14 protein-coding genes are annotated in these 13,605 nt (G+C 49.0%); 7 read left to right on the top strand and 7 right to left on the bottom strand.

The features are described from left to right. The first annotated feature begins 328 nt into the window (after positions 1-328). The gene (locus H511_RS0103760) at positions 329-1,834 is read left to right on the top strand and encodes an NAD(P)-binding protein (RefSeq protein WP_081669179.1); all 1,506 of its coding nucleotides are present in this window, start codon (positions 329-331) and stop codon (positions 1,832-1,834) included. Between the two features lie 64 nt (positions 1,835-1,898). Here H511_RS0103760 and H511_RS22470 read toward each other — a convergent pair whose 3' ends face one another. Together H511_RS22470 and H511_RS0103750 are read right to left on the bottom strand one after the other, a co-directional pair. Then, entirely contained in the window at positions 1,899-2,285 is a 387-nt protein-coding gene (locus H511_RS22470) for a cupin domain-containing protein (RefSeq protein ID WP_051287819.1), read from the bottom strand. 5 nt (positions 2,286-2,290) lie between these two features. Further along, positions 2,291-2,962, bottom strand: coding sequence for a chromosome segregation ATPase (locus tag H511_RS0103750; RefSeq protein WP_248616568.1), 672 nt, complete (start codon positions 2,960-2,962; stop codon positions 2,291-2,293). A 321-nt stretch (positions 2,963-3,283) separates the two neighbouring features. Between H511_RS0103750 and H511_RS0103745 the strand changes: the two genes are divergently transcribed. Continuing rightward, complete coding sequence (locus tag H511_RS0103745) at positions 3,284-4,150, top strand: DNA ligase (RefSeq protein ID WP_036758633.1); 867 nt, start codon at positions 3,284-3,286, stop codon at positions 4,148-4,150. A 47-nt stretch (positions 4,151-4,197) separates the two neighbouring features. On the opposite strand, the gene H511_RS0103740 is transcribed toward H511_RS0103745, so the two are convergent. Then, positions 4,198-4,884, bottom strand: a complete 687-nt coding sequence (locus H511_RS0103740; protein ID WP_027251102.1) for a VC0807 family protein — start codon at positions 4,882-4,884, stop codon at positions 4,198-4,200. 272 nt (positions 4,885-5,156) lie between these two features. Here H511_RS0103740 and H511_RS0103735 point away from each other — a divergent pair, with 272 nt between their 5' ends. Together H511_RS0103735 and nagA are read left to right on the top strand one after the other, a co-directional pair. Then, entirely contained in the window at positions 5,157-5,696 is a 540-nt protein-coding gene (locus H511_RS0103735) for a hydrolase (RefSeq protein WP_027251101.1), read from the top strand. Positions 5,697-5,827: 131 nt separating this feature from the next. Further along, positions 5,828-6,967, top strand: a complete 1,140-nt coding sequence (gene nagA / locus H511_RS0103730; protein WP_027251100.1) for an N-acetylglucosamine-6-phosphate deacetylase — start codon at positions 5,828-5,830, stop codon at positions 6,965-6,967. Between the two features lie 66 nt (positions 6,968-7,033). Here nagA and H511_RS0103725 read toward each other — a convergent pair whose 3' ends face one another. Continuing rightward, positions 7,034-7,396 carry a hypothetical protein gene (locus H511_RS0103725; RefSeq protein WP_027251099.1) on the bottom strand — a complete coding sequence of 121 codons (363 nt, stop codon included), beginning with the start codon at positions 7,394-7,396 and terminating at the stop codon, positions 7,034-7,036. 571 nt (positions 7,397-7,967) lie between these two features. Between H511_RS0103725 and H511_RS0103720 the strand changes: the two genes are divergently transcribed. Further along, a complete protein-coding gene (locus H511_RS0103720) occupies positions 7,968-8,918 on the top strand; it encodes a chemotaxis protein CheV (RefSeq protein WP_027251098.1) in 951 nt (316 codons plus the stop codon). Positions 8,919-9,098: 180 nt separating this feature from the next. Here the strand turns inward: H511_RS0103720 and H511_RS0103715 are convergent, their stop codons facing one another. Further along, positions 9,099-9,284: a hypothetical protein gene (locus H511_RS0103715; RefSeq protein ID WP_027251097.1), complete on the bottom strand. Its 186-nt coding sequence runs from the start codon at positions 9,282-9,284 to the stop codon at positions 9,099-9,101. Between the two features lie 9 nt (positions 9,285-9,293). Further along, entirely contained in the window at positions 9,294-10,052 is a 759-nt protein-coding gene (gene pdsO, locus H511_RS0103710; protein WP_248616567.1) for a sortase-associated OmpA-like protein PdsO, read from the bottom strand. A gap of 241 nt (positions 10,053-10,293) precedes the next feature. Here pdsO and pdsR point away from each other — a divergent pair, with 241 nt between their 5' ends. Together pdsR and pdsS are read left to right on the top strand one after the other, a co-directional pair. Beyond that, positions 10,294-10,980 carry a proteobacterial dedicated sortase system response regulator gene (pdsR, locus tag H511_RS0103705; protein ID WP_027251095.1) on the top strand — a complete coding sequence of 229 codons (687 nt, stop codon included), beginning with the start codon at positions 10,294-10,296 and terminating at the stop codon, positions 10,978-10,980. Next, positions 10,968-13,160, top strand: a complete 2,193-nt coding sequence (pdsS, locus tag H511_RS0103700) for a proteobacterial dedicated sortase system histidine kinase (RefSeq protein ID WP_027251094.1) — start codon at positions 10,968-10,970, stop codon at positions 13,158-13,160. The genes pdsR and pdsS overlap by 13 nt, the downstream gene beginning before the upstream one ends. Before the next feature lie 2 nt (positions 13,161-13,162). Here the strand turns inward: pdsS and H511_RS22465 are convergent, their stop codons facing one another. Next, positions 13,163-13,459, bottom strand: a complete 297-nt coding sequence (locus H511_RS22465) for a hypothetical protein (protein ID WP_051287807.1) — start codon at positions 13,457-13,459, stop codon at positions 13,163-13,165. Positions 13,460-13,605: the final 146 nt, after the last annotated feature.

Here is a 13,605-nt window from a genome sequence, read left to right as displayed (position 1 = left end):
AGGTTATAGCGCACCGATATCTTTTTTAAGACATCCGGCTGAAGCGATTTTTAAGCACAATCTTTCACAGAGCCATGAAATAGGGCTTTCTTAACCATTAAAGTCAAAAAAGTACCACTGACAGCAGGCAAACCGGCAAGGCTTGAGGGCAGTTTTTATCACTCTCACCGATTAACAACCCACCTAAGATGCACATTCAGGTGCATAATGTTTACATTGTAAATTCACACTGACAGAAAAATGTACAATCAATGAGTTTGTTTATGTTCACTGTTTCAAACAGCGCGCCAGACAAGTAAAATGTCTGGCATGAGAACTGATTACAAAAATGTTGAATTTACCGCTGATGACAACTGAAACTGGCACAAACAGACCTTTTAGCCACCTGAAAATTGGGGTTATTGGCGGCGGAATGGCAGGTTCTACCATTGCACTCCGGCTTGCCGAGCAAGGGTTCTCTGTCAACCTTTTCGAAGAAGGACCCAGCCTGGTTAACGGTCCTCCTATCTGCCACTTACACGCAGGCGGCAATCTGTATCGTGACATTTCTGATGAGCAGTGTATTCAACTGCTGACACAGTCTGTCGATACGTTAAGAGTCTATAAACACAGTGCTAATATTCGCCCCACCGTCATCGCTGTTCCGAAACAGGATCCCGGCCATCCCGACTTATTGTTACCCCGACTGACTTTGCTTGAACAACACTATAAAGCCTTGGTTCAGGCTGATCCGGCAAATGCCGTATTGGGCGAGCCGGATGATTATTTCCGCCTTTATTATCGCGAAGATATGGTAAGACTGGCTCAACGCACTATACCAAACCGTGCAACAGAACCTGATGATTGGATGGTTCCGGTCGCAAAACACCTTGACCTTGATAATTTTAAATTCCCCATCGTACTTGTTCAGGAGTACGGTGTAAGCGTCTTTCGCTTAGCCGCCACTGTCACTCTGGGACTGGATGCACTTCCCAACAGCCAGGTCAGAACACGCACCAAGGTAACGCATATAGAGCAGGATAATCAGACCCATAAATGGCAAATTACTTACCGTTGTCTGGGTGAAGGCAGTAGCAATTGCAACAGCCACAAAGAGGAAGTGGATTATCTGATCAATGCCTGTGGTTACCGCACCGGCACCTTAGATGATATGGCGCATTATAAACGTAAACGTCTGGTCGAATTTAAAGCAGCCTATGTCACCCGATGGGAAGACAGCAAAGCAGACTGGCCCGAAATTATTTTTCATGGGCAGCGTGGCACCCCGCAGGGCATGGCGCAACTTACCCCCTACCCGGACGGCCACTTCCAGTTACACGGCATGACAGAAGACATCACACTCTTTAAAGACGGCCTGGTCAGCAGCAATGAACAAAGCGCGCAGCCCGTATTAAATCCTATATACAAAAATATGCTGAGAAACGGCTGGCAGCCCAGTGATATAGAGCAACGAACGCGCAGGGCTATCGCACATGTTGCCAAACATCTGCCAGCGTATAAAACAGCCAGCGTCGGTGGCCCGCCACTGTTTGGGGCGCAGCAGATCCCGGGGGAAGATCCCTCCCTTCGCGCTGCCGATGTCTCGTTCGATGGGCATCACTATGCCCGCACCGAGATCGTCAAAGCGTCCTCTGCATTAACCGCCGCAGAGGTCATCATTAAAAAGCTGGTAGAAGACGGCTTGATTAGTGCTGAACAAAGTGGCCTGACATTACCTCTGGAAGCTCGCTTTGCAGTCACTCAGCAGATTGGCGCTGCCACTATCACCGAAAAAGCCGAGGCATTAGCGAAAGCACGCCAGTTTCCAGTCGCGTTAGCTCTGCCGGTTGGCTAAACCTTATCTGGCAGCACAGTGAAGATCTGACAACAACAGCACCGGTATCTTCTGGATGCCGGTTTTATTCAGGCAGAATCGACAGGTCATTGCGGTCTGGCGGAAAAAATACCGCCAGCCAGATGGTATTCGCGCCGGGTGCCGTCCAACTGACTCGGTGGCGGCAGCGTGCGGGAAGATAGATACTCTGGCCTTCACGTAATCGAACGGACAAACGGCCATCGTCGAATGCCAGCTCGGCGGCCCCCCGAATAACCATCACCCACTCATCTTCATCCTGATCGTACCACTCGTCAGGAGGGGTCTGGTGACCCCGCGAGATGATTCGCTCAATACGGACACCAGATGTATTAATCAGAGTCTGAAACAGCTCTTCCGGCAGCTTATCAGGTATGTCTGATAACACATCCTGAATGCTCAGGCTGCCAGGTTGACACTTGTTGATCGTCATAAACATCACTCATCTTTTGGCAATGCAACATTGATTTTCTCATTCAGTTCATCAAGTTCGTTCTGAAGCGCCGTTCGTTCCACTTCTGCTTCCGCCACTTTGGATAATTTTGCTTCATAGCGATCACAGTCAGCCTGAGAAACCCAATTCCAACTCTTGCCGGATTTAAACTCATCACACGGCTTTTTAAACTCTTCGGCGACACGTCGCGCTTGCTTCACACCGGCCTCTACCTGACTGAGCTGTTTTTGCAGTTCCAGTTGCTGCTGGTACAGCGCTTTAGAGTTGGACAATACAGTCTGCTGCTTTTGGGTGGCTTCAGTCAGCGTCTCGACTTTGGTATCTAATTGTTTTTTGGTCACAACCAGCTGCTTTTTCTGCTGTTTGAGAGCTGCCATTTGTTTTGCATGCTCTTCGCGTACTGAAGCCAGCTCCAGCGCTTTCTGGTCGAGTTGTTGCTGCAGCTGTTTAAATTCAATCGCTTTTTGAGTTTCCATTGACGCCATCGTTTCTAAACGCGAGCTCAGGCTTTGTATTTGCTCCGCCTGTTCAGCGTTGATCTCACGAAGGTTGTCCATTTCCGCAACCGTTGGCTGATGCTGAATGTGCCCTATTGCCGATGCCAGTAGCATTCCTGCGACTAAACCGGCAACCAGAGTCACTTTCCAGTTCGACATCAACTCCATTCCTTTCTCCTGACAAACTACCCAGTTCAATACGTAATTAGGCACGATAACAGCCCAATCTATCCCCAATGGCTTCAAAACCCCGGGTACCCAAGTGGGCATGACACAAACTACCACAGCCGTTACGGGCCGATGTCAGAGCTATATCAAGCTTCATTGAGGCTTCATTCGCAAAGTCTATGATAGCGAAAGAAAATTAGCTATTCCGAATCACATTCCTGCCGCACTCTTTCGCTTTTTCCCTCGGAATAAAATCTGGATATGACAGTGTCGGGTTACTTTTGCCCTTGTAGCCCCCGGAGGAAAACTAACATGAAGCAATCTGAGCTGGCGATGATCATCACCTTAATGCTGAGCCCAATCAGTTATGCCAAAGAAACGGTAACAATGAGAGCCACTTCTGCTGCCTGGCAAGATGACTCATTTCTGCTCCCTATGGGTACAAGAATGACCGATTATTGGGTCAGCGAAAAATTAGATGGCATCCGCGCCCACTGGAATGGCCAGCAGCTGCAAACCCGTACAGGGCACGTTATTCATGCACCACAGTGGTTCACCGCTGGCTTACCTGACCAAGTGTTAGAGGGCGAATTATGGGCCGGAAGAGACGCTTTTCATCTGGTATCACAAACAGTGCTGGATTCATCACCCAACCCTGAACAGTGGGAAAAGATCCGATTCATGGTATTCGATGCCCCCGCACATCCTGGTTCATTTGATGAGCGCCGGCGCCATGTCACCGCACTGGTCGATACATTAAATCATCCATACATCAACGTCATAGAGCAGCGAAAACTGACCTCAATAGCCATGGTAAAGAACTGGCTGTCGGAAATAGAAGCCGATGGCGGTGAAGGAATAATGTTACACCATGCTTCGCAACCCTATGTCGCAGGCCGGTCAGACAGCTTAGTAAAAATAAAACGCTTCGAAGATGCAGAAGCTGTCGTGGTTGGCTACGAGCCCGGGAAAGGGAAATATCAGGGATTGATGGGGGCGCTCTGGGTAAAGATGGAAGCTCTGCCGCCCTTTAAAATCGGTATGGGTTTTTCAGATGCAGATCGTGCCGTTCCCCCTGAAATCGGAAGTATAGTCACCATCAGATATAACGGCTTTACACATAACCATATCCCTCGCTTTGCCCGATATTTGCGAACAAGACCGGCATCGACTCTGTGATACGCAGATGTAAAAAGGGCTTACTCAGTGGTAAGCCCTTGGCGGTATTACTGCATCTTGAAAATCTGGTTAGCTTCAAGATTGGTCATGCGCCGTATAGAACGCCAGACGTAATAAAAGATACCGAACATCATCAGCATGGACGGAATCGCGATCATCGGATAACTCAGCAGCGTCATTTCACCCAGCTCTTCGTTAAAAGCTTCTGACCCTGCCGGGCTGGTCACTATGGTGGTGGCCAGTACGTAATTCATTATCGAGGAAAACACGAAGGTACTGGCAAACAAATAATTAGACTGTGCCAGACACTTGTTGAATTCAGTTAGTTTGCCGTTTTGTGTCAATTTCTCTTTGATCAGCGAGAGATTCAGAACGGCATCGTTGAAAATCATTTTGGTTACAACAGGATACTTAGTGAATGTTGAGACAAACACCACAAGTCCAATCAAACCAGGAATCAAGGCTTCTTTAATTGCAAGCCATTGATTATCAAGTTCAAGTAAACCTATTCCACCGGTCAGTAATACACTGACAAAGCCCAATAACGAAATGAAGTTAAACTTCTTGTGTTTGATCAGTTCATAGCCACCCAGCACAATCGGGAAAGCCAGTGCCAGTATCAATGCATTAACAGGGCCCAGTTGTTCCTGGCCACTCAGCTTCATCAGTACCACAGACGGTACGATGACATTGAAGATAAGATCAGTAAGAGGATTCGATTTTTTTTCAGTCATGGTTTTTCAGGTACGTTTCAATATCGGGTCATTGTTCCGTCATTTACCCATAATGTAAAGATGAAACAAGTTACAAGGCTTTTCACTTTGGTCGACTTCACCAAACTATTTTAGCTTATGGGGCAGACAAAATACCAAACCGACTTGACTTTATGGTCAGATAGAACCATGTTCTGCCTTACAACCAAGGAGCAATCACCGCTAAACTTTTCATATAAAAGCACATGTCATATAAAAGCACATAACGGTGAACTAATATAAAGGATATTCTTATGCTGGATCGCAATAAAACCGCGCTGGTGATCGTTGATGTTCAGGGAAAACTGGCCAGCCTGATGTCAGACAGTGAGACTCTCTATCAGAACCTGTCAGTCATGACGCAAGGAGCAAAAGCCCTTCAATTACCTGTCATCTGGTTAGAACAGTTACCCGATAAGCTTGGGCCCACCATCCCTCAGATTGCTGAGCATCTCACTGATCAGGCTCCGATTGCCAAAAATTGTTTCAGCGGTTGTCAGTCGATCGACTTTATGGATGCTTTGGTTTCCACTGGTTGCAAAAACGTATTGCTGGTCGGCATCGAAGCACACATCTGTGTCTATCAAACCGCCATGGATTTACTGCGCAAAGGCTACCATGTCGAAGTCATTTCCGATGCTGTCTCTTCACGGAATGCGGCGAACAAAACAGTCGCCCTGAATCGCATGCAACAAGCGGGCGCCTCAATCTCGTGCACAGAAATGGTTCTTTTTGAGTTGCAAGGCGTCGCTGAAGGCGAAAGCTTCCGGCAGATCTTAAACCTCATCAAATAATTAAGTCACAAAGTTGACATTAATTTCACTGAGAAATTGATCCCGGATGCAATGCAGGCTATCTTATTTTCATACAAAAAATAAGATAGCCATAGGTTAATCTCCTCCTCTGCATTTCCGGAGTCCGGCCCATGTACGCCATAACCCACATCAGCGTGTTTGATGGCAGCGCGATTGTTGCCGATCAAGCCATTCTTATCGACAGAGACACTATCTCTGCCGTCATGCCCATGTCGCAAGCCAAGTCCCGTCACTTACTCCCGCCAGAGTGCCTCGACGGTACAGGACTGCTGGCCACCGCAGGTTTCATTGACATTCAGCTAAACGGTTGTGGCGGTGTTTTGCTCAACACAGATATTGCCAAATCCACCCTGGATACCATGAATGCGACTAACCTTCGCTACGGTACCACTCAATATCTTCCCACTTTTATCACCAGCGAAGCCGAACCGCTTAACGAAGTCATCCAGTTAATGGAAAGCATTGATGCCCCGGAATCTGAAGGGGTACTGGGACTGCATTTAGAAGGCCCTTTCATCAACCGCCAAAAGAAAGGAGCACATCAGGAAAAATGCATCAGGGAACTTGATGAAGAAACCGCTCAGTACCTGGTCAGCCATGCCCATTGCATAAAAGTCATTACACTGGCACCAGAGTCATGTGATCAGGCGGTGATTAACCAGCTGACAGAGGCGAACATCATAGTGTCTATGGGTCACACCAATGGCCGGTACACCGACTACACCGCCAAACAGGGCATCAGTATGGCGACGCATCTGTTTAATGCGATGAGCCCGCTGGACTCTCGTGAACCGGGTGCTGTCGGCTATATCTTTGATTACAAACCCCATGCCGGCATCATTGTAGATGGTATTCATGTCAATTACGCCTCGGTAAGAATTGCCCACCAGCTTCTGGGAGAGAAACTCTTTATGGTCACAGATGCTGTGACACCTGCTGGTACTGACCTCAAAGAATATGACATGGCAGGCACCAGGGCCTATGTCACTGACGGTAAATGTCATTATGCAGACGGTACCATTGCCGGCGCGGCTGTTACCATGATTGAAGGCGTACAAAATCTGATTAATCATGTCGGTGTCAGTAAAGAAGAAGCACTAAGGATGGCAAGCCTGTACCCGGCCAAAGCTCTGGGTCTGGATGCACACTATGGAAGGGTCAGAGCGGGATATAAAGCCAATCTGGCCTTACTGACTGCGGATCTGCAAGTAAAAGGGGCGGTTCAGATGGGAGTGCGGCATAACCTTTAAAAGACCCGGTATGCTATGTTCAGAAGTGAAAAGACAAAGGGCCACTCATCTGCGGCCCTTTGTGCATTATGCGTTGGCAAACTTGAGCGTTTCAAGCCGGGCAAGTTGATATTCGCGCAGTTTGAAGTAGCCGTAAGTAGCCACAACAGAAAAGAAAAGGTATGACAGAGCAAACACCAGAGGTGAGTTAATCACCTGGTTTTCCAGTCCCCACATTACCCCTGCGACTGTGACGCCCATTTTAGCCATTAACCCGGTCAGCAGCAGCATGAATGCCAATTGAGGATAACGTGTTGCCCGGAATGCCAGCCAGTAGGCCGTACCTACCGCCAGAGACGCTATGCCAAAACCGGCCATAAATGAATGAAGATGCTCCCCTGAGAAAACACCGGCAGCAACCGATACAGCGAGAATGATCAAGAACTTCATAAGAACCTCACTCAAAAACCCGACGTTAATGACAATGGACGCCAACTCTTTCACCGGATCGCCCTTTTACAGCTATTGTTGCAGGTTTTACGGCGGTTTAATAGTGGTCACTCTTTTCAGTATTGTTGCTAAAATGTTTCACTTTCAGTCATTTACATTCTGAAACATTATAAACACCTAACAGGAAACAACTTCCCGCAAAAAGTTACAAAATGGTTAACAATTCAGGCCGCAGCAGAATATTGCTACAAAGGTCATATCTGAAAAATAAAATTCAGAATTTGCGGGCCGGAACCCGGGAGTATCAATGCCATAACACCGTACTTCGTGTGAAATGCAGCATCTAATACTGAATTTTTACTTCAGAGGCCACCAAAGTGAAAAGTGTGACAAACCTTTAGTGCGAACCAGTCACAGCGATAAGAGGCAACATTGACGCGCTTTTCTTTCGGCATATTCACAATGAAACTGGGATGTTGCTCTTACCTTTGTAACCTTCGTTAGGAATATTGGCTTCCTCTCTCTATAATTTGCTGAAATTCAGAACAAAAACCACACTTACGGGCATTTTATGACGACCATTCTTGACGCAGTCGATCTTCGTACACAGCTTGTTGGAGAGAACCGCCTTGAATTGCTGATTTTCCGGCTTCATTCTGCTCAATTATTTGCGATTAACGTGTTCAAAGTACGTGAAATCGTCAAGCAACCGCATCTGCACTCACTGCCAGGCAGCCATTCCAGTGTCTGTGGTGTTGCCAACATTCGCGGACAATCAATTCCAATCATTGATTTACGAAAGGCTATTGGGGTCAGAGCCACTGAAGAGAGCAGTGAAACCAACCTCATCATTACAGAGTACAATCGAAGCGTTCAGGGTTTTCTCGTCGGACAGGTCATGAACATTGCCAATATGACCTGGCAGGACATTCAGCCGCCACCTACTCAGGTCGGTAAAAACAATTATCTTACCGCCATTACAAGAATCGAAAGAGAGGGTGTTGAGAGGCTGGTCAGCATAGTCGATGTCGAAAAGGTGCTGGCTCAGATTGTGTCGTACAACACAGACATCTCTGCCGATATTCTTGACCAGCATTTAATCAGCCAGTTTCATGGACGCAAGATTCTGATTGTCGACGACTCCTCAACCGCGAGAGCGCAAATCAGGGATACCCTGTCGCAGCTGGGACTGGAAATCATTGAAGCCATTAATGGGCAAAAAGCACTGGATATCCTCAAAAGCTGGTGCGATGAAGGAAAAGATGTGAATCAAGAGCTCCTGATGATGTTCACCGATGCTGAAATGCCGGAAATGGATGGTTATCGCCTGACCCATGAAATCCGCAGTGATGAAAGGATGAAAGATCTGTTTATTGCGCTGAACACCTCGCTCAGCGGAAGCTTTAACCAGGCTATGGTCGATAAAGTAGGCTGTAACCGTTTCATTTCTAAATTCCAGCCGGATCTGTTGGTTGAAGTCGTCCAGGACAGGCTGAGAGAAACCTTAAAGCAGCCCGTGTAATTCGCCACGGGCTTACTCACAATGTTTGCCAGACAGCAGTCGTTTGGCAGACAACAATGAAAATGCGCGTTGTCTGTTCAGCAATATACCAGACTCAAATGCAGTAACGTCAGCTTCAGCACTGCTCCCGGCCAGGTATCAGGGGCCAGTCCAACCCGGCTCCCCTGACGCTGAACCCAATTACTGAGTGGGTGAAATACTGTCCGTATCATGCCAGATACCATCATTGAATCCCTTTGCCTCAATCTGATGACTGACTGACAATGTGCGCTCATCGCTTTTCATTGCCAGCTGCATAGTAAACAGCACCAAAACCGCTATCGGTATCAAACAACTGCTGAGCGTAAACTGAGCTGTCGATTCCATATATCCCCCTTAATGCGACTGTGCTGTCTGAACCGGTCCCTGCTGACTGCGCAAAGTGACGCGACGGTCAAAAAAGTCATACTCCCAGCTTTCATCCATTTTGAGCGGCTCTTCTTCACCATAGGCAATAGTGACAATCTGCAATGGATTCGCACCCCGAGATTCCAGGTAATCCCTGACGGCAGTCGCACGCTCTTCAGAAAGCACCTGGTTACGTTCCGCCCCGCCACGGCGGTCTGCATAGCCTGATAATTCCCAGTTTATTTCTGGCGACTGCTTCATCAGTTCTGCAATTTCATCCAGCTGAGCCTGGAAATGAGGTTCGATCGCTGCTGAGCCGGTTCGAAAATGCACATTCATTGCCAGCGCCATATCATGCTTCTGCTGTGTCTCGCGCAGGCTGGCCATTTCATGCTGCATTTCCTGATAGCTGTTCAGCACAGGCTCCAGCTCGGCGTTACGCTCATTCAGAGCGACAATGGTTTGCTGCTGTTCACTCAAACGTGCTGTCTGGCTGGCGATATAATCTTCCTGACCGACGGCAGTCCCCATAATCCCGCCGACCATTGCCCCGATAACGGCACCGACCGGACCACCAACCAGACCGCCGACAGCGGCACCGGAACCCATGCCAATCCATTGTTCTTGCTGGGCAACCGGCTCAGAGTTTGCTGTACTGTGCTGACCCGCATGGGCCTGAGTGCTGGCACCCAGAATCGCGGTGGCGACCAAAAGGGAAAGAGCCTGTTTTTTCATCATGTCGTTCATCTGATTTTCCTCATCATTTCTGTGTTATCCGAAAAAGCATCAGAGGCCGTTAATGCAGCTCTCGTTTGCCGATGAGAGAATTAAAACAAAGTGTTCAGGCAATAAGAGGGAGAGAAAAAGGCAATGTGCTGATCAAATGTGGCAACATTATGGCAATTGACTTTGAAGGCAGATTTGCACTTTTTTAGCCTGCCAGTTCAGGTATAGTCAGTTTTCTCCAAGGTGAATGATGAAGCAATCAATGAAACATATAGCCATTGTTGAAGACGAAGCAGCGATTCGGGAAAACTACATGGATGTGCTGAAAAAGCACGGTTACAAGGTGCAGGGTTACGCTGACCGCCAGCAAGCGCAGCAAGCGTTCGACCTCAAACTGCCCGATCTGGCCATCATAGATATCGGCCTGGGCCATGAGATCGACGGCGGGTTCGCACTTTGTCAGTCGTTACGTGCCCTGTCTCCCACTGTACCCATCATTTTTCTGACTGCACGCGACAGCGACTTCGATACGGTATGCGGACTGCGGATGGGAGCAGATGACTATCTCACCAAAGACATCAGCCTGCCCCATTTAATGGCAAGAATTGCCGCACTATTCCGGCGCAGTGAGCTGATGTCTGCCCCAGCCACGGAAGAGACACTGCTGCACAGGGGAGCTTTGACCATTGACCAGAACAAAATGCAGATCTTCTGGCAGGATCAGCACATTGATCTGACTGTGACTGAGTTCTGGATGGTGTACGCGCTGGCAAAACGGCCGGGCCATGTCAGAAGCCGTCAGGATTTGATGGAAGATGCCCACGTCGTGGTCGATGACAGCACCATCACCTCTCATATCAAGCGTATCCGCAAAAAGTTTGCCCAGCATGATGCCGACTTTGATCATATTCATACTGTCTACGGAATGGGATACCGATGGGGAGCCTGACCGCACGACTTACCGCAGGACTTCGCGTTAAGATCGTTATCATCGCCAGCCTGTTGCTCACCCTGCCCTGGTTCGGGTACCGGTTTGTCCTTGAAATGGAAAAACTGCTCCGTCAGGGACAAGAGCAAACTCTGATTGGCACAGCCAGAGCCATTGCCACCGCGCTGAACGAACGGCCGGCGCTGTTCAGCCAGCAAGCCAGTTTTCTGCCTCGTGTTCAGCATGGCCGCGATTTATACGTCTACGACTTACCCGGTTCAATCATCATTGACGGAAGCCTTGCAGACTGGCCAGAGGATCTTGATGCCAAGATGCATTATTACGGGCGTCAGTATGTCCGGTTCAGCCAGCGCCCTTACCAGCAGGGGCAAACCGATTTCTATCTGATTACCGGGCGACACAGTCAGCAATTTTATGCCGCCATGAAAGTGAAGGACAGGCACACCGTTTTGCGCCGTGCCAACAGTCATCAGGTCGACAGGAACGATCATCTGATATTGGCACTGACAACCCCACAGGGTGAGTTCGAACGTTATCTGATTGCACTTGAACAAAATAGTCAGACTTCGGCCTGGATGATAACCAATGAGCTTGACGAGCCGAATCTGATCTCTGCCACGAACCTGATTACAGCGCAGTGGCAACCAAGGCAGGATGGCTACTCGCTGGAAATCAGCATGCCCTTGTCACACCTAGGCCAACGGCTGTCGGTGTCTGTTTATGATGTTAACCACGATACCCACCGTGATGTTGAGACCATCATAGGCACAGCCAACAGCAAAACGGCGGCTGATCTGGGTACAGTGCTGCTGCCTTCACCGGAAATCGAACACATAGTAAAAGGCATGGGCCACAGCAGTTCACGTATCTGGGTGCTGGATCGTCATCAGCGTGTATTGGCGCAATCCGGCGACATTCGGCATTCAGACGGGGTGTGGGCAACGTCAGTTCGCTATGATGAGGAAGAATACGGTTTAGGCTCCTGGCTGGATCAACACCTGCTGCGCCCGCTGTATTACACCTTTCTCTTATCAGAGCCCGTCCCGTTCGACGACAAGCCCGCCGATCCCGCACTCATCACAGGTGTCAATGTTGATCAAGCCTTACAGGGACGCGGTTACGCCCACTGGCGGCCGTCCAGTGACGGCAAAGCAATGATTCTGTCCGCCGCCTACCCCATCTGGCTGGATGACAAAGTGATGGGAGCCGTGGTCGCCGAAGAATCAACCCAGGGCGTTCAGACCCTGAAAAACCGGGCTCTGGAACAACTCTTTAACGTGTTACTGGCAATTATCATCATTGCTGCCATTATTCTTTTCCTGTTTGCCTCAAGCCTCTCAGGCCGTATCCGGCGGTTACGCGATCAGGCAGAGCAATCGATAGATGCTCAGGGCCGGATTCGCGAAGCGATCACTGCGTCATCATCGAAAGATGAAGTCGGTGATTTATCCCGCAGTCTGGCCAGCATGGTTAACCGGCTCGGACAATACAATCATTACCTGGAAAACCTGTCTTCGCGCCTGTCACATGAGCTGCGCACGCCCGTTGCCGTCGTCCGCTCTTCACTGGATAACCTTTCCATGTCCAGCCTCAATCATGATGAACAGCGCTATATAGAACGGGCGCAGGAAGGTATCCGAAGACTGAGCACGATTTTATCGAGTATGACAGAAGCCACCCGTATCGAGCAGAGCCTGCAAGGTGCAGACATGGAAGAGTTTGCGCTCAATGAGTTGATCAGCGGCTGTATGCAAGGTTATCAGTTCGCCTTTGCAGAGCAAGACTTTCAGGTGCAGGTGCCGGACACCCCGGTCCTTATCACCGGTGCCCCCGACTTTCTGGCTCAGCTGCTGGACAAACTGATTGCCAACGCTGTGGAATTCAGCCATCCGAACAGCCCGATTGACGTCACACTGTCACAAACTGATAAGCACGCCACACTGACTGTCAGCAATCAGGGGCCGCTACTACCGGATGATATGGCCGATCAGTTGTTACACTCAATGGTCTCGGTACGCAGTCAGGCCCATCAGGACAAACCGCACCTCGGACTGGGTCTGTATATTGCACGGCTGATCGTGGATTATCACGCAGGACAGATCGCAATCAAAAACCGCCATGATTGTTTGGGTGTCACTGTCGCCATTACTCTGCCATTGAGTGCGGCAATCAATACCTGAGTTTATTCCGCCTGCTCGGTATCAGTCTCAGGTACCGATGATTGTGGTTCAGAAGAATCTAAAGAGGGAGATGTGGCCGGCAATTGTGTATCAGCTTGCGCTGTCACCTCTTCTTCTTTGGCATACATAGTCAGATACTGGTTTTCGCAGACACTGATGGTTGTCCTGTCCGAGCCATACGTTTCGGTGCACCGCTCCATATATTCGTCATAAGACATCAGCAGACTCTCCGACTGAACATTCGCGACGAATACTCCAGAAACCACCAGCGCTGGTAACATCACACTGTTCCATTTCATCTTGCTCACCTTCGTTCAAGTATGAACCGCACAGGCCCATACTTTAGAGTTAAGCAAATTAGCAGCAAACAATGATCGAATCTTGAGACAATTTACCTATTACTGACAGTGACAGACTTCAGGCAGAGCCATCTGCCGCGACATTT

It is taken from the genome of Photobacterium halotolerans DSM 18316 (genome assembly GCF_000425165.1).
Taxonomy (GTDB): Bacteria; Pseudomonadota; Gammaproteobacteria; order Enterobacterales; family Vibrionaceae; genus Photobacterium; species Photobacterium halotolerans.
This window is presented reverse-complemented; position numbering and strand designations above follow the sequence as displayed.

Coding starts and splice junctions, on each gene's coding strand:
- H511_RS0103720 (WP_027251098.1), top strand. CDS start 7,968: ATGACGACCATTCTTGACGCAGTCGATCTTCGTACACAGCTTGTTGGA.
- H511_RS0103745 (WP_036758633.1), top strand. CDS start 3,284: ATGAAGCAATCTGAGCTGGCGATGATCATCACCTTAATGCTGAGCCCA.
- H511_RS0103740 (WP_027251102.1), bottom strand. CDS start 4,884: ATGACTGAAAAAAAATCGAATCCTCTTACTGATCTTATCTTCAATGTC.
- H511_RS0103735 (WP_027251101.1), top strand. CDS start 5,157: ATGCTGGATCGCAATAAAACCGCGCTGGTGATCGTTGATGTTCAGGGA.
- H511_RS22465 (WP_051287807.1), bottom strand. CDS start 13,459: ATGAAATGGAACAGTGTGATGTTACCAGCGCTGGTGGTTTCTGGAGTA.
- pdsO (WP_248616567.1), bottom strand. CDS start 10,052: ATGAACGACATGATGAAAAAACAGGCTCTTTCCCTTTTGGTCGCCACC.
- pdsR (WP_027251095.1), top strand. CDS start 10,294: ATGAAACATATAGCCATTGTTGAAGACGAAGCAGCGATTCGGGAAAAC.
- H511_RS0103750 (WP_248616568.1), bottom strand. CDS start 2,962: ATGTCGAACTGGAAAGTGACTCTGGTTGCCGGTTTAGTCGCAGGAATG.
- nagA (WP_027251100.1), top strand. CDS start 5,828: ATGTACGCCATAACCCACATCAGCGTGTTTGATGGCAGCGCGATTGTT.
- H511_RS0103715 (WP_027251097.1), bottom strand. CDS start 9,284: ATGGAATCGACAGCTCAGTTTACGCTCAGCAGTTGTTTGATACCGATA.
- pdsS (WP_027251094.1), top strand. CDS start 10,968: ATGGGGAGCCTGACCGCACGACTTACCGCAGGACTTCGCGTTAAGATC.
- H511_RS22470 (WP_051287819.1), bottom strand. CDS start 2,285: ATGACGATCAACAAGTGTCAACCTGGCAGCCTGAGCATTCAGGATGTG.
- H511_RS0103760 (WP_081669179.1), top strand. CDS start 329: ATGTTGAATTTACCGCTGATGACAACTGAAACTGGCACAAACAGACCT.
- H511_RS0103725 (WP_027251099.1), bottom strand. CDS start 7,396: ATGAAGTTCTTGATCATTCTCGCTGTATCGGTTGCTGCCGGTGTTTTC.